The organism is Burkholderia semiarida (assembly GCF_029268935.1).
Classification (GTDB): Bacteria; Pseudomonadota; Gammaproteobacteria; order Burkholderiales; family Burkholderiaceae; genus Burkholderia; species Burkholderia semiarida.
The window spans coordinates 932,342-947,977 of the sequence record NZ_JAHLCL010000005.1 but is presented as its reverse complement, the minus strand read 5'-3'; the positions used below and the strand labels follow the sequence as shown (position 1 = coordinate 947,977).

At 70.1% G+C, this 15,636-nt stretch carries 12 protein-coding genes and 1 pseudogene; 7 read left to right on the top strand and 6 right to left on the bottom strand.

From position 1 onward, the window contains the following. Nucleotides 1-5: 5 nt before the first annotated feature. Nucleotides 6-941, top strand: a complete 936-nt coding sequence (gene kynA / locus KPB06_RS11060; RefSeq protein ID WP_059578451.1) for a tryptophan 2,3-dioxygenase — start codon at nt 6-8, stop codon at nt 939-941. A 20-nt stretch (nt 942-961) separates the two neighbouring features. Here kynA and KPB06_RS11055 read toward each other — a convergent pair whose 3' ends face one another. The 4 genes from KPB06_RS11055 to mdlC all read right to left on the bottom strand — a co-directional run bounded on the left by KPB06_RS11055 (nt 962) and on the right by mdlC (nt 6,676). After that, the gene (locus tag KPB06_RS11055) at nt 962-2,434 is read right to left on the bottom strand and encodes an MFS transporter (protein WP_181035376.1); all 1,473 of its coding nucleotides are present in this window, start codon (nt 2,432-2,434) and stop codon (nt 962-964) included. A 194-nt stretch (nt 2,435-2,628) separates the two neighbouring features. Beyond that, on the bottom strand, nt 2,629-3,573 hold the full coding sequence (locus tag KPB06_RS11050) for a ketopantoate reductase family protein (protein WP_060012036.1): 945 nt from the start codon (nt 3,571-3,573) through the stop codon (nt 2,629-2,631). Between the two features lie 14 nt (nt 3,574-3,587). Beyond that, nucleotides 3,588-5,039 (bottom strand): aldehyde dehydrogenase, encoded by a 1,452-nt coding sequence (locus KPB06_RS11045; protein ID WP_059578459.1) that lies wholly within the window; start codon nt 5,037-5,039, stop codon nt 3,588-3,590. 29 nt (nt 5,040-5,068) lie between these two features. Continuing rightward, nucleotides 5,069-6,676 (bottom strand): benzoylformate decarboxylase, encoded by a 1,608-nt coding sequence (gene mdlC / locus KPB06_RS11040; RefSeq protein ID WP_059578461.1) that lies wholly within the window; start codon nt 6,674-6,676, stop codon nt 5,069-5,071. A 99-nt stretch (nt 6,677-6,775) separates the two neighbouring features. Here mdlC and KPB06_RS11035 point away from each other — a divergent pair, with 99 nt between their 5' ends. The 4 genes from KPB06_RS11035 (at nt 6,776) to KPB06_RS11020 (ending at nt 11,916) form a co-directional block, all read left to right on the top strand. Further along, nucleotides 6,776-7,687, top strand: a complete 912-nt coding sequence (locus tag KPB06_RS11035) for a LysR family transcriptional regulator (protein ID WP_059578464.1) — start codon at nt 6,776-6,778, stop codon at nt 7,685-7,687. Nucleotides 7,688-7,856: 169 nt separating this feature from the next. Beyond that, nucleotides 7,857-9,251: a D-arabinitol 4-dehydrogenase gene (gene dalD, locus KPB06_RS11030; protein ID WP_059578466.1), complete on the top strand. Its 1,395-nt coding sequence runs from the start codon at nt 7,857-7,859 to the stop codon at nt 9,249-9,251. Between the two features lie 105 nt (nt 9,252-9,356). Further along, a complete protein-coding gene (xylB, locus tag KPB06_RS11025) occupies nt 9,357-10,838 on the top strand; it encodes a xylulokinase (protein ID WP_059578469.1) in 1,482 nt (493 codons plus the stop codon). A 121-nt stretch (nt 10,839-10,959) separates the two neighbouring features. After that, a complete protein-coding gene (locus tag KPB06_RS11020; RefSeq protein WP_059578472.1) occupies nt 10,960-11,916 on the top strand; it encodes a sugar-binding transcriptional regulator in 957 nt (318 codons plus the stop codon). 28 nt (nt 11,917-11,944) lie between these two features. Here KPB06_RS11020 and KPB06_RS11015 read toward each other — a convergent pair. Both KPB06_RS11015 and KPB06_RS11010 read right to left on the bottom strand, forming a co-directional pair. Beyond that, a pseudogene (locus KPB06_RS11015) lies at nt 11,945-12,232 on the bottom strand (MFS transporter); the annotation flags it as partial. A gap of 142 nt (nt 12,233-12,374) precedes the next feature. Continuing rightward, nucleotides 12,375-13,196, bottom strand: coding sequence for an IclR family transcriptional regulator domain-containing protein (locus KPB06_RS11010; RefSeq protein ID WP_089465100.1), 822 nt, complete (start codon nt 13,194-13,196; stop codon nt 12,375-12,377). A gap of 105 nt (nt 13,197-13,301) precedes the next feature. Here KPB06_RS11010 and KPB06_RS11005 point away from each other — a divergent pair, with 105 nt between their 5' ends. Further along, nucleotides 13,302-14,261 carry an NAD-dependent epimerase/dehydratase family protein gene (locus KPB06_RS11005; protein ID WP_099316767.1) on the top strand — a complete coding sequence of 320 codons (960 nt, stop codon included), beginning with the start codon at nt 13,302-13,304 and terminating at the stop codon, nt 14,259-14,261. Between the two features lie 65 nt (nt 14,262-14,326). Beyond that, nucleotides 14,327-15,610, top strand: a complete 1,284-nt coding sequence (locus KPB06_RS11000) for an MFS transporter (protein ID WP_059578481.1) — start codon at nt 14,327-14,329, stop codon at nt 15,608-15,610. Nucleotides 15,611-15,636 lie beyond the last annotated feature (26 nt).

Below are 15,636 nucleotides of genomic sequence, written 5' to 3'. Positions count from 1 at the left end.
GTCATATGCAGCCGCCCGGCGGCGACGCGCCGGCAGGCTGCCCGTTCTCGGGCGCACGCGCCGCACAACCGGCGCAAGCCGCGCATGAAGCGCCGCACGTGCCGGGCGAGGCCGACACGCAAGCCGGCTGGCACAACGCGCAACTCGATTTCTCGAAGTCGATGAGCTACGGCGACTACCTGTCGCTGAATTCGATCCTCGACGCGCAGCATCCGCTGTCGCCCGATCACAACGAGATGCTGTTCATCATCCAGCATCAGACGAGCGAGCTGTGGATGAAGCTCGCGCTGTTCGAGCTGCGCGGCGCGCTCGACGCGGTGCGCACCGACGCGCTGCCGCCCGCGTTCAAGATGCTTGCGCGCGTGTCGCGCATCCTCGAGCAACTGGTGCAGGCGTGGAACGTGCTGTCGACGATGACGCCGTCCGAGTATTCGGCGATGCGGCCGTATCTCGGCCAGTCGTCGGGCTTCCAGTCGTACCAGTATCGCCAGCTCGAATTCCTGCTCGGCAACAAGAACGCGCAGATGCTGCAGCCGCATGCGCACCGGCCGGACATCCTCGAACAGGTGCGCGCGACACTCGAGGCGCCGTCGTTCTACGACGAGGTCGTGCGCCTGCTGGCGCGGCGCGGGTTCGCGATCGCGCCGGAGCGGCTCGAGCGCGACTGGACGCAGCCGATGCGGCACGACGAGACGGTCGAGGCTGCATGGCTCGAGGTCTATCGTCATCCGCAGCAGCACTGGGAGCTGTACGAGATGGCCGAGGAACTGGTCGATCTCGAAGATGCGTTCCGCCAGTGGCGCTTCCGTCACGTGACGACAGTCGAACGCATCATCGGCTTCAAGCAGGGCACGGGCGGCACGAGCGGCGCGCCGTACCTGCGCAAGATGCTCGACGTCGTGCTGTTCCCCGAGCTCTGGCACGTGCGCACCACGCTGTAACGCCCGTCACGCGCCCGCCGTCACGACGACGTGCGGGCGAGTTCCTCCCCTTCGCGCGGCTGAGCCGGCGCGCGCGACAGCCGCGGAATGTGCCGCCGCACCGCGAGCAGCGCGACGCACACCACGCCCATCGCGACGGCCAGCATCGTCAGGTACGCGCCCGCGCCGCCCGACGTGATCACGATCGCGCCCGCGAACGCACTGAGGATCGCGCCGAGCCGGCCGAACGCGAGCGCGCTCGCGGTGCCCGTCGCGCGCACGGCCGTCGGGTAGATGTACGCGCAGAGCGCATACATCGTCGACTGCACCGCGTTGACGAACAGCCCGTGCAGGCCGAGCCCGACGATCAGCCAGCCCGTGTGGCGGCTCGCATCGACACCCATCAGCCACACCGCGCTCGCCGCGCCGCCGATGCTGCACAGCGCGAGCGGCCAGCGCGAGCCCGCATGCGCGATCGCCCATGCGCACAGCAGCGCGCCGATCACGCCGCCGAGGTTGTACGCGGTGAGCCCCGAGCCCGCGACCGACACGCTCAATCCGCTCGCCGCGAGCATCGTCGGCAGCCAGCTGAACGCCGCATACACGGCGAGCAGGCACATGAAGAACGCGCACCACAGCGCGATCGTGTCGCGCGCCTGCCCGCTCGCGAACAGCGCGCCGAAGCCGCCGCGGCCGCCCGGCGCGCGAGCGTCCTTCATATCGGTGAACACCGTGCCCGGCGCGACCGGCCGCCGCATCCGCGCGAGCAGCGCGCCGAGTTCCGGCCAGCGTGCGGGACGCCGCGCCAGATAACGCGGCGATTCCGGCAACGCGCGCACGAGCACGAAGCCGAGCACGAGCGGCAACGCGCCGCCCGCGAAGAACAGCCCGCGCCAGCCGTAGCGCGGCAGCACCTCGTGCGCGAACAGGCCGGCCAGCATCCCGCCGAGCGGCACGCAGACGATCGTCGCGGTCACCATCATCGTGCGGCGCCGCGCGGGCGTGTATTCGGCGGTCATCGTCGTGGCCGTCGGCAGCGCGCCGCCGATCCCGAGCCCCGCGCAAAAGCGCAGTATCGCGATCGTCGCGACGTCGGGCGCGAACCCGATCGCGCAGGTCGCGAGGCCGAACAGGAATACGCTGCCGATCACGGCCCGGCGGCGACCGAAGCGGTCCGCGACGATCCCCGCGCACGCGCTGCCGATCCCCATGCCGACCAGCCCCGCCGCGACGGCCGGCGCGAACGCGCCGCGCGCGATGCCCCATTCGCGGATCAGCACGGGAATCGCGAAACCGATCAACTGGCCGTCGAAGCCGTCGAGCACGATCGCGAGCGCGGCGAGCAGCACGACGCAGCGCTGCATCGCCGTGAACGGCCCGTCGTCGAGCGTCGTGCCGATGTCGACCGACGGCGGCAGCCGTTCAGTCAGTGCGTCGGTCGTGCTCATGCGGCCTCCGATGCACCGCGCGCCGGCGGCAAGATGCGCGGACGGCGCGCGACGAGACAACGGCATTCGATGGTTTTCATGGCGTCTCCGGTTGTCCGGGCTGGCGCACGCAAGCGTGCCCGGATCTCATGCTGTGCAGTCGACCGGCGCCCATCGAGCGGCGCCGGTGTGTCGTCCCACCCTTCACGATCCATTGCCGTCGCTTCGCGGGCGCGGCATCCGTATCGTCACGCGGCGCCAGCCGGCCGCCGGCCTGTTACTCAGTTCGCCCGTGCGTCGATCAACCGGACCAGCGCGAGCAGCGTCTCCGCATGCGGCACCGCGACGCCCGTTTCGCGCGCGGCCGCGACGACCTTGCCGCTGATCGCGTCGATTTCGGTGCGGCGGCCCGCGAGCACGTCCTGCAGCATCGACGGGCGATGGCCGCGATGGTCGCGGATCGCATGCTCGACGTTGCGCGCGATCCGCGCGCCGTCGACCGCGATGCCCTTCGCGCGCGCGACGGCCGCGGTCTCGGCCGCAATCGCGAGCGCGAGCCGCGGCCCGTCGTGATGATGGCCGAGCTGGTCGACGGTGCAGCCCGTCGCCGCGCACACCGTGTTGAGCGCCGCGTTGAACGCGACCTTCTCCCAGATCGCGGCCCACACGTCGGCGTCGAGCGTGCAGGCGAGCCCCGCGCGCGACAGCGCGTCGGCCACGGCCGCCGCGAACGGGCGCGCCGCGCCGTCGGCCGTCATCATGCGGACCGTGCCGGCGCCGTGCGAGCGCACGTGCGCGGGCCCGGCCGCATCGGCCGGCCACGTCGTCACGCCGACCAGGATGCGCTCGATCGGCACGAACGCATTCACCGTCTCGACGTTGCCGAGCCCGTTCTGCAGCGTCAGCACGAACGTGTCCGGCGTCAGCAGCGCGCGCACGCCGTCGAGCGCCGCCCGCGTGTGCAGCGATTTCGTGAAAACGATCAGCAGGTCGAACGGCGTGTCGGGCGCGGCGGCCGCGTCCGCATTCGCGGCTTCCGGCCGCATGGCGTGGAGCGTGCGAATGCGCCGTTCGCCGCGGTCGTCGTCGATGCGCAGCCCGTCGCGGCGGATCGCTTCGAGATGCGCGTCGTTCACGTCGATCAGCGTGACGGCTTCGCCGCTTTCGGCGAGCCGCCCGCCGAACAGCGAGCCCATCGCGCCCGCGCCCAGAATCGCAATCTTCATCGTCGGCGGCCTCGTCAGAACGGATAGTGGCGCGGCGCCGTCTGCACCGTGATCCAGCGCAGGTCCGTGAACGCGGCGATGCCGGCCTTGCCGCCGAAGTGGCCGAAGCCGCTGTCCTTCACGCCGCCGAACGGCATCTGCGCCTCGTCGTGCACGGTCGGGCCGTTCACGTGACAGATGCCCGATTCGATGCGTGCGGCGACGCGCAGCGCCCGCGCGACGTCGCGGCTGAACACGGCCGACGCCAGCCCGAACGCGTTGTCGTTCGCGCAGCGGATCGCGGCCTCCTCGCCGTCGACGCGCACGATGCCCTTCACCGGGCCGAACGATTCCTCCGCATAGATACGCATCGCCGGCGTCACGTGGTCGAGCAGCGTGGCCGGGAACAGCGTGCTGTCGGCCTTGCCGCCGCACACGAGCGTCGCGCCGTGCGCGAGCGCATCGTCGATCAGCGCGTTGCAGCGCTCGACGGCCTTCATGTCGATCAGCGACCCGAGCACGACCGGCCCGTTGCGCGGGTCGCCGAGCGGCAGCGACGCGGCCTTGTCGGCGAGCTTCGCGACGAACGCATCGGCGATCGATGCGTCGACGACGATGCGCTCGGTCGACATGCAGATCTGGCCGGAATTCGCGAATGCGCCGAATGCGGCCGCGGCGACCGCCGCGTCGAGATCGGCATCGTCCAGCACGACGAACGGCGCCTTGCCGCCGAGCTCCAGCACCGACGGTTTCAGGTGGCGCGCGCACGCTTCGGCGACGATCCGGCCGACCCGCGTCGAGCCCGTGAAATTCACGCGGCGCACGGCCGGGTGTGCGATCAGTGCGTCGACGACGGCGCCCGCATCGTCGGGCGCGTTCGTCACGAAGTTGACGACGCCCGGCGGCAGCCCGGCCTCCTGCATGGCCTCGACGACCAGCCCGTGCGTGACGGGGCACAGCTCCGAGCCTTTCAGCACGATCGTGTTGCCGCACGCGAGCGGCAGCGCGAGCGCGCGCGTCGCGAGAATCACCGGCGCATTCCACGGCGCGATGCCGAGCACGACGCCGGCCGGCTGCCGCACGCCCATCGCGAGCGAGCCCGGCACGTCGGACGGAATCAGCTCGCCGCCGACCTGCGTGGTCAGCGACGCGGCCTCGACGAGCCCGCTCGCCGCGAGCTGCACGTTGAAGCCGGCCCACAGCGCGGACGCGCCCGTCTCGGCCGCCATCGCGGCGACGAACTGCTCGTGCTTCGCTTCGAGCGCGGCGGCCGCTTTCAGCAGCCATGCGCGCCGCGCGCCGGGGCCGAGCGCGGCCCAGCCGGGCAACGCGCGGGCGGCCGCGTCGGCCGCCGCGCGCGCATCGTCGGCGGTGGCCGCGGGCGCGGCCGACGCGATTTCGCCGTCGAGCGGGTTGCGGCGCACGAAGGTCGCGCCGCTGGACGAGTGCCGGCGTTCGCCGCCGATCAGCATCGCTACGGTTTGCATGGAATCTCCGGAAAGACGCGCGCGGCGCATCAGGCAATCTCGACTTCGACGACGACCGGCGTCGCCGCACGCAGCGCGTCGGCCAGCGTATCGCGCAGGAGCGCTGCATCGGCCACGCGTACGCCGCGGCAGCCCATCCCTTGCGCGAGCGCGACGAAATCCAGGTCGGGCAGATCGGTGCCCTGCACGGGGTCGCCGGGGCCGAAGCCGAACACGGGCGCGAAATCCTGCAGCGCCGCATACCGCCGGTTGTTCAGGATCACGAACGTGATCGGCAGCTTCAGCTGCGCGGCGCTCCACAGCGCCTGGATCGAATACAGGCTCGAGCCGTCGCCGATCAGCCCGATCACGCGCCGGCCCGGCCGCGCGAGTGCGACACCGACGGCGGCCGGCATCCCGTAGCCGAGCCCGCCGCTGTCCATCGTGTAGAACGTGCCGCTGCGCGTGAACGGCAGATGTTCCTGCATCACCGGCCGCGCGCTCGGCGCCTCCTCGACGACGATGTCCTGTGCGTCGCGCACGTCCGCGAGCGTCTGCAGCGCGAACGCGACCGACATGCGCGCGCCGGCGGCAGGCGCGTCGACGCGGACACGCGGCGCGCGCGGCGCGGGCATCGGCCGCTGGGGCGGCGCGGGCCGCGCCAGCAGATCGCGCGCGGCGAGCCGCAGGTTGCCGACGACCGCATCGCCCGACGGCGTCCACGCGGCGACGCCCGGATCGTCGACGAGCTGCACGAGCGTCGCGCCCGGCGGCACGTGCGGGCCGGAGCCTTCGATGTGATAGGTGAACGCGGGCGCGCCGAACGCGAACACGAGATCGTGCCCGTCGAGCCGCGCGACGATCTTCTCGCGGATCGCGGGCAGGAAGCCGGCGAACAGCGGATGGTCCTCCGGAAAACTGCAGCGCCCCGACATCGGCGCGACGTACACGCGCGCACGGTGCCGCTCGGCAAGGCGCACGGCGTCATCCCACGCGCCCGCGCGATCGACGGCCGCGCCGACCACGAACGCCGGGCGCCGCGCGGCGTCGAGCGCGTCGCCGAGCCGCGCGAGCGCGTCGGGATCGGGCCGCACGATGCTGCTGACGTCACGGCGCGGCAGCCGTTCGGCCGGCTGGTCCCAGTCGTCGACGGGAATCGACACGAACACGGGGCCGCGCGGCTCCTGCATCGCGATCCGGTACGCACGCGCGATCGCGGCCGGCACGTCTTGCGCGCGCGCGGGCTCGATGCTCCATTTCACATACGGCTTCGGCAGCTCGGCGGCCTGCGTCGCGCCGAGGAACGGATCGAACGGCAGAATCGCGCGCGCCTGCTGGCCCGCGGTGACGATCAGCGGCGTGCGGTTCCTGAACGCGGTGAAGAGATTGCCCATCGCGTTGCCGACGCCCGCCGCCGAATGCAGGTTCACGACGGCCGCATGGCCGGTGGCCTGCGCGTGGCCGTCCGCCATGCCGACCACGACGGCCTCCTGCAGGCCGAGCACGTAGCGGAAATCGTCGGGAAAATCGCGGAACATCGGCAGCTCGGTCGAGCCGGGGTTGCCGAACACGCGGTCGATGCCGAACTGGCGAAACAGATCGATGACGGCGTCGCGGACGGTGATCGGCGCGGCGGATTGGGACGGGGTGCCGGACATGCTCGGGCGTCTCCTCGATGGCTTGGCGGTTTCCACAGTATCGAAGCGCAGGCCATTCACGGATACTGTATTTTTTGCCAAAAGCCATTACGTCCCGGCATGACTTTCGATCTCCGACAATTGCACGCGTTCACGACCATCGTCGCGTGCGGCAGCCTGGGCCGCGCGGCCGACGCGCTGCATGTCACGCAGCCGGCGCTGAGCCGGATCCTGAAGCGGCTCGAGGCGCAGGTCGGCGCGCCGCTGTTCGAACGCCATTCGAAGGGCGTTCAGCTCACCGCGTTCGGCGAAGCGTTGCTGCCGCACGCGACGCTGCTGCAGCACGAGGCCGAGCATGCGCGCGAGGAACTCGACGCGATGCGCGGGTTCGCGAAGGGAACGATCAAGGTCGGCACGGTGGGCAGCATCGCGAGCCTCGTGCTGCCGGTCGCGGTCGGCCGTGTGCTCGACCGCTGGCCGAACCTGCGCGTCGAAATCATCGAAGGCGTGTGGGACCGGCTCGCGCAAGGGCTGGTCAAGCACGAGATCGACCTCGCGCTGTCCGCGCACGGGCCCGACACCGACGAGATCGTCGCGATTCCCGAATGCCGCTGGGAAGATCGCAGCCATATCGTTGCCGCGCCGCACCATCCGCTGCGCGCGCTCGGCCGGCCGCCGACGCTCGCCGATACGCTGCACGCGCGCTGGGCGATTCCGCCGCGCGGCACCGCGCCGTTCGACCACATGCGCGCGACCTTCGACGCGCACGGGTTGCCGTTGCCCGACATCGCGGTCGAGACGCGTTCGGTCATCACGCTGAAAAGCCTGGTCGCGCATGCGGGATTCCTCAGCTGGATGGCCGAGCCGATGGTCGGCGCCGAACGGCGCGCCGGCACGATCGACACGCTGCCGGTGCGCGAGGTCGTCGCGGTGCGCACGCTCACCGCGTTCCGGCGCCGCCACGGGATCCTGCCGGGGCCGGCCGGCAAGCTGCTCGACGAACTCGTCGCACTCACGCGCGAAGGACGCTGACGCCTTTTTCCGCCGCGTCCGCCCTGCCCCGCACGCCGCCGCCGCAGCGCACCATCGAAATGCCGTTTCCGCGCCTTGACTTTCGTTCGCCCGAATACGATCATTCGCTCACACAAAGAGCAAAAGATCGTATTCGACGAAACAGACAGGCAGGAACAGGAGACACCGGATGAGCGAATCGCCCGCCGCCCACGCGCCCGTGCTGCTGCACATCGGCGCGGGCTCGTTTCACCGCGCGCATCAGGCGTGGTATCTGCATCGCGTGAACGCGGCCGTGCCGGCCGACGAACGGTGGTCGCTGACCGTCGGCAACATCCGCGACGACATGCGCGCGACGATGGACGCGCTGGCCGCCCAGCACGGTGCTTACACGCTCGAAACCGTCACGCCGCAAGGCGAACGCGCGTACGAGACGATTCGCGCGATCACCCGCGTGCTGCCGTGGTCGATCGACCTCGCCGCGCTGATCGACGCCGGCGCCGATCCGGCCTGCCGGATCGTGTCGTTCACCGTCACCGAAGGCGGCTACTACCTCGACGAACACAACCGGCTCGACGTCGCGAACGCCGATCTCGCCGCCGACCTGCAGGGCGCGCGCACGACGCTGTACGGTGCGCTCGCGGCGCTGCTCGCCGAACGCGTGAAACGCGGCGCGGGCCCGCTCACGCTGCAAAGCTGCGACAACCTGCGCAACAACGGCGCGCGCTTTCGTGCGGGCATGCGCGAATTCCTCGAACGGCGCGGCGAAGGCGGACTGCTCGCGTGGTTCGATGCGAACGTCGCGACGCCCAGCGCGATGGTCGACCGCATCACGCCGCGCCCGACCGCCGACGTGCGCGAACGCGTGCGTGCGGCGACCGGCGTCGACGACGCGTGCCCGGTGATGGGCGAATCGTTCATCCAGTGGGTGATCGAGGACCGCTTCGCGGCCGGCCGGCCGCGCTGGGAGCTGGCCGGCGCGGAACTCGTCGACGACGTCCATCCGTATGAGGAAGCGAAGATCCGCATCCTCAACGCGACGCACAGCTGCATCGCATGGGCCGGCACGCTCGCGGGCTACACCTACATCCACGAAGGCACGCACGACGCGGCGATCCGCCGCTTCGCGCACGACTACGTGACGCAGGACGTGATCCCGTGCCTGACACCGAGCCCGCTCGATCTCGCGCGCTACCGCGACGTCGTGCTCGAGCGCTTCGGCAATCCGTACGTGCTCGACACGAACCAGCGCGTCGCGGCCGACGGCTTCTCGAAGATCCCCGGCTTCATCGCGCCGACGCTCGTCGAATCGTTCGCGCGCGGCGCCGCGCCGGTCGCCACCGCCGTGCTGCCCGCGCTGTTCCTGCGCTTTCTCGAACGCTGGGCGCGCGGCACGCTGCCGTATGCGTACCAGGACGGCGTGATGGACGACGGCGCCGCACGCGCGATCGTCGAAGCCGACGACCCCGTCGTCGCGCTGTGCGCGAGCCGCGCCTTGTGGGGCTCGCTCGCCGGCAACGCGGCGCTGTTCGACGCGTTGCGCGCCGGGCTCGCGCGCGTCGATGCCTGGCTCGCGGCGCGCTGACGACCCGCGCGCCGATGCCCGGCCGCGCGGCCGGGCGAACCCGCTTGGCACAGGCCGTGCGGCCCGGCTAAAGTAGCGGCTCCTCACCGACCGAACGGATCGCTCATGTATCTCGGTATCGACCTCGGCACCTCGGAAGTGAAGGTGCTGCTGCTGGCCCCGGACGGCACGGTGGTCGGCACCGCGGGCTCGCCGTTCACCGTATCGCGCCCGCACCCGCGCTGGGCGGAACAGCATCCGGACGACTGGTGGCGAGGCACGCTCGCCGCGCTTGCGGCGCTGCGCGAACGGCATCCCCAGGCGTTCGCGCAGGTGCGCGGCATCGGCCTGTCGGGCCAGATGCACGGCGCCGTGCTGCTCGGCCGCGACGACCGCGTGCTGCGCCCCGCGATCCTGTGGAACGACATGCGCAGCGCCGACGAATGCGCGCTGCTCACCGAACGCGCGCCCGATCTCCACGCGCTGGCCGGCAACCTCGCGATGCCCGGCTTCACCGCGCCGAAGCTGCTGTGGGTCGCGAAGCACGAACCCGACGTGTTCGCGGCGACCGCGTGCGTGCTGATGCCGAAGGACTACCTGCGGTTCCGGCTGACCGGCGCGAAAGTGTCCGATCCGTCGGACGCGGCCGGCACGCTGTGGCTCGACGTCGCACGCCGCGACTGGTCCGATGCGCTGCTCGCCGCGTGCGGGATGACGCGCGAACAGATGCCGCGCATCGTCGAAGGCAACGCGCCGTCCGGCACGCTGCGCGCGGACGTCGCGCGCGAGCTCGGGCTGTCCGAGGCCGTGCTGGTCGCGGGCGGCGGCGGCGACAACGCGACGAGCGCGCTCGGCATCGGCGCGATCCACGCGGGCGACGGCTTCGTGTCGCTCGGCACGTCGGGCGTGCTGAGCGTGGTCGGCGACCGCTTCATGCCGAATCCCGCGTCGGCCGTGCATGCGTTCTGCCATGCGATTCCGGATCGCTGGCAACTGATGAGCGTCGTGCTGTCGGCCGCGAGCTGCCTGCGCTGGGTGTGCAAGCTGACCGGCACCGACGAACCCGCGCTGCTCGCCGAAGTCGAGGCGCTCGACCCCGACGCGCTCGCGGCGGCCCCGCTGTTCCTGCCCTACCTGTCCGGCGAACGCACGCCGCACAACGATCCGTACGCGCAGGGCGTGTTCTTCGGGATGACGCACGCGACCGAGCGCGCGCATCTCGGGTACGCGGTGCTCGAAGGCGTGACGCTCGGCCTCGCCGACGGCCTCGACGCGCTGCACGCGGCCGGCGTCGAAACCGACCAGTTGTCGCTGATCGGCGGCGGCGCGCGCAGCGCGTTCTGGGCGCAACTGATCGCGGACGCGCTGAACGTGCGCACGCGCCAGATCGGCGGCGGCGAAACGGGCGCGGCGCTCGGCGCGGCACGGCTCGGCTGGCTGGCCGCCGGCGGCGATCCGCATACGGTGCTGACCAAGCCGCCGGTGCGCGCCGAATACGCACCGGACGCCGCCCGCCATGCGCGGCTGCGCGAACGCCTCGATGCGTTCCGCACGCTGTACCGCCACGTGCGGCCGCTGTACGAGCCGTCGCGCGCACGGCTCGCGTAGGCGCCGCGCTCGCGCGGGCCGCCGCTGGCCGCGCGCGCGACATGCGTTACAGTGGATGCCGTCATGCAGCCCGCCGGCCGGCCCGCGGGGCGGCCCCCCCGATCCGAACCGAATCGCTATCGTGTCCAAGTCCTCAGAAAAACTCGATCTCGCCACGCGCGCCGCGTGGCTCTATTACGTCGCGGGCGACACGCAGAACGAAATCGCCGAAAAGCTGCAGGTGTCGCGCCCCGTCGCGCAGCGCCTCGTCGCGTTCGCGGTCGAGAAGAACCTGATCCGCGTACGCGTCGACCATCGGCTCGCCGATTGTCTCGACCTCGGCGCGCAACTGTCGAAACGCTACGGCCTCGCGATGTGCGAAGTCGTGCCCGTCGACGCCGATGCGCCCGACGCGATCGACCGCAAGCTCGCGGTCGCCGGCGCGCAGGTGATGGAGCGCTACCTGAGCGAAACGCGGCCGATGGTGATCGCGGTCAGCAGCGGCCGGACGCTGAAGGCCGCGGTCGCGCAGATCGCGCAGATCGATCGCCCGCAGCACCGGCTCGTGTCGATGGTCGGCGCGATCGCGGCCGACGGTTCGTCGAACCGCTACGACGTCGCGCAGTACATCTCCGAGAAAACCGGCAGCAAGCATTTCCTGCTGCCCGCGCCGCTGTTCGCCGACAGCGACGCCGAGCGCGCGCAGTGGTGCAATCATCGGCTGTATCGGATCGTCGAGGCGCTGTCGGGCGAGGCCGACGTCGCGTTCGTCGGGATCGGCAACATCGGCCCGCACTGTCCGCTCTACGAGGACGGCTTCATCACCGAACAGGAGCGCGACGAGATGACCGCGCTCGGCGCGGTGGCCGAGCTGCTCGGCGTGCCGATCGACGCGCAGGGCACGCGGATCACCGTGTCGACGAGCGCGCGCGTGACGAGCGTCGCGCTCGCCACGCCGCCGAAGCGGCCGACGATCGCGTTCGCCGGCGGCCCGAGGAAACACGACGCGGTGATCGCCGCACTGCGCGGCGGCTGGCTGTCGGGCCTCGTCACCGACGAAGCGTGCGCGCGCGCCGCGCTCGCCGCGAAGGCGGCCTGACGCCGCCGTCGCCATCGCACACGCCGGCTCAAGCCGCGCGCGGCGTCGGAAACGCATGGCGGCGGGCACGCCACGCGCCGACCCACGCCGCCGCCAGCAGCGCGACGAGCACCCATGGAATCGCGCCGGCGCCCGTCGCGCCCAGCAGCATCGCGCCCGCGATGCCGCCGCCGGCGACCGCGAGATTCCACACCGTCACGAGCATCGACTGCGCGACGTCGGCCGATTCGCCCGCGGCGTTCGCGGCGGCCGTCTGGAACAGCGTCGGCGCGCCGCAGAACGCGAGCCCCCACGGCACGACGCCTGCATAGACGATCGTCATTCCGGAACGACGCCGAAGCTGCGCGCGTTCGTCGACTACATGGCCGAGCACCTGCGCCTCTGCGCGGCGCGCGAAGCGAAGGCAGTCGGACTACCGACGAACGCGGGATTCCGAACGCTCACGCGCGGCATCCTCTTCACGCACGATCAGGCGCCCAGCCCGCTCGTCGAATTTTCTCGCCGAGCGCGTCGGCCGCGTCCCGCAACGGCGCCAGGTAGTTGTGCACTATCTGTTCTTCGGTCGCGATCGCGGGAATCCATACGACGCAAATGCAAGCCACCGCGTGGTCGCCGCGCAGGACCGGCACCGCGAGCGCGCCGAAACGCTCGGGCGAATCCACGCTGGCATGCGCCGCACTTCTGGTGGCATAACCCTGATGGCGGACCATCGCGATCATGCGCCTCAGTTCATCGGGATGTAGCCCCGCGCGATCGGCCTCGACGCGAGAGCGGGCAAGCGCGGCGAGAATGTCCTTGCGATCGTCCTCGGAACAGAACGACAGGTAGCAACGCCCCAGCGAGGATCGGAGCATCGACGGCCGCGAGCCGAGCACGCTGAAGTTCGCGCTCATGCCGTTGCCGGCGTAGGGCCCGTCGACGCTGAGCATGGCCGCGCCGTCGCGTATCCCCAGATCCGTCGGCCACGGTATCCGACGCTGCAGCGTGACGCGGATGTCGGCCGAGAGCCCGGAAAGACGCGCGTGCGACGCAGTCGACGACGAAGGTACCGACGCGCCCGGCACCAACGAATAACGGCCCGTTCGTGCATGATGCCGAATCCAGCCCGCCTCACCGAGCGTCTTCAGCACGCGGGCCAACGTCGCTTTGGGAAGCACGGTCTGCATCTGGAGTTCCGAAAACGTGCCGGCGCAAGCTCGATCGATTGCCCGAAGCACTTCGAGCCCGCGCTTCAACGAGGCGATCGACTTGACGCCTGACGCAGATTCCAGCCGTGACATATCGAATATTGGACCGCAGGTTCACCTGGTGAAACTATACCTGACGGACATCCGGCGCATTTCGCACACTCCCTCCTGTTCGCCCGGCACGGGCAAGGAGGCAAGATGACGACGTTGATTACCGGGGCCGGCTTGATTGGCCGAATGACGGCGCGCCGATTGCGCGCGCACGGCGAGCGCGTTCTGCTGGCGGACATCCGGCAGCCGCTTCCTGATGACCTGGGCGACCTGCCGCTGGTGCAACTGGACGTGACTGACTGGCAAAGCCTGAGCAATCTGATCCGCGCGCATCGGGTGCATTCGATCGCACACACGGCGGCAATGCTCACGCCCGCTGTCCGTCGAGATCCATTGACGGGTGTCCGGGTGAATGTGATGGGAACGACGAACGTTCTCGAAGCTGCCCGGCAATTCGAACTTCGAAGAGTAGTCATCGCCAGTTCGACAACCGTCATGTACTCCGCCTTCGGATCATTGCCCGGCACGCCGCTTCCGGAGGATTTCTCGTACCGGATCGTCAGCGAACGCCCCGCGAGCATCTACGCCTGCACCAAGGTCGCCAACGAGCATCTGGCACTTGCCTATGCGCAGCAGTACGCGGTGGATGCCGTCGTGCTGCGTTACGGCGCCGTGCTGGGAACGGGCTCGGAGGCCGCGTCCAGCGTTCCCGGCCAGATGCTCGACTGCCTGTTGCGCGCGGTGCGAAGCGGCGAGCCCGCCCGATTCGAGGATGACAAGCTGCTGTGGGGCGGTCGGGAAGAGTTCATCGACGTGCGCGACTGTGCAACCGCCACTGTCGCGGCGTTACACGCGAAACAGCCTGCACAGCGGGTCTACAACGTCGCTACCGGCGAGTGCTTTACGTTCGCCGAGTTCGTCGAAGCCGTGCGACGCCGCTTCGGCACGTTGCAGGTCGCCGATGTCCGCCTTCCTTCCGGCGGCCTGTCGGGATTCCCGTTCCAGCGACCGGCGCCGTCGGACGTCGAAGCTGCGTGGAGGGAGCTGGCGTTTCGTGCCCGCTACTCGCTTGACGACACTCTCGCGAATATCGTCGGCATCGTCTGAAGACGCTCGGCCGCCCGAGCTGCGCGGCATGCTTCCCAATATCGAAGAGCCCCAGGAGCAGAGGCATGAAATCCAGATCGTTACGCTGGTTCGGCATCCTCACCTTGTTCATCGTCGCCGCGATCTCATACATCGATCGCATCAACATCTCCGTCCTGGTGATGGATCATGCGTTCCTGGACCATCTGGGGATCGAGGCCGGCGATCGGATCCGGCAGGGTTCGTTCGCCACCGTGTTTCTCGTCGGCTACGGCTTGTCGTCGATTCTTCTCACGCCATTCTGCTCGGCGGCGCTCGGGGTGCGCCGGAGTCTCGTCTACGGCCTGGCATGCTGGGGAACCCTCACGTTGGCGACGACGGTGGTGCACGGATACGGGCTGATCCTGACGTCCCGGCTCTTGCTCGGCCTGTCCGAAGGGCCGCTGTATTCGCTCGCCGCGGCCTACATCAAGGCGCATTTCGCCAATCACGAAAGCGGCAAGCCGAACGCGTTCGTCAACATGGGCACGGGAATCGGTTTGGCAATCGGCTATCCGCTGGTGAGCTACCTCGTCGCGAGCTTCGACTGGCAGACGTCGTTCCTTGCGATCGGCCTGCTCAACCTTGCGCTGGGCATTCCGCTCGTCATCGCCTTCGTCCGCATGCCGGGCGATGAGCCGTCCGGCGCCTCCTCGAGCCCTTCGCATCCCGCCCTCGCGGTCAGACAGGTCGTCGCCGGCGCGCTGCAAACGCGCCATCTTGCCCTGATCACCATACTGACCTCGGCCGCATTGGCCTATCTTTGGGGCAGCAGCAACTGGTTGCCGGCGTATCTCAGCTTATCCCGCGGTTTCTCGCTGCGTGAAATGGGCTGGCTGGCGTCGCTTCCTCAGTACGCGATGGTGCTCGGCGTCCTGACCGGCGGCGTCGTGCTCGACAAGCTGCAACCGAGACAGGTGTCCGGCATGTTCATGGCCGGCAGCCTGTGCGTCGCGCTGTCCGTGTGGCTCACCATCCGGACCGCCGATCGCTACTGGGCCGTAGCCGGAATGGTCGCCGCCAATTTCTTCTGGGGTCTCCAGGCGCCCGCCATTCCAGGCACCGTGCAGGACAATACGCGCGCCGAATACACCGCCAGCGCCTTCGGCGTGGTGAACGGCATCGGAAGCCTCATCGCAGGCCTCATGCCGCTGGCGATGGGCGGCTTCATGCGGTCGATGTCGACCGGCTCGGGTGGGACAGCCTCGGGCTTCCACGCAGGGTTCGCGCTGCTGATCGGCACGCAGGCGATCGTATTCGCATGCGGCATGGCGCTATGGGGCCGCTCCCGCATCTCGGTCGATCCTGTCACGGCGAAGCCGACATCCTGACCGCGAATCCATCCGGCCGAAACGAT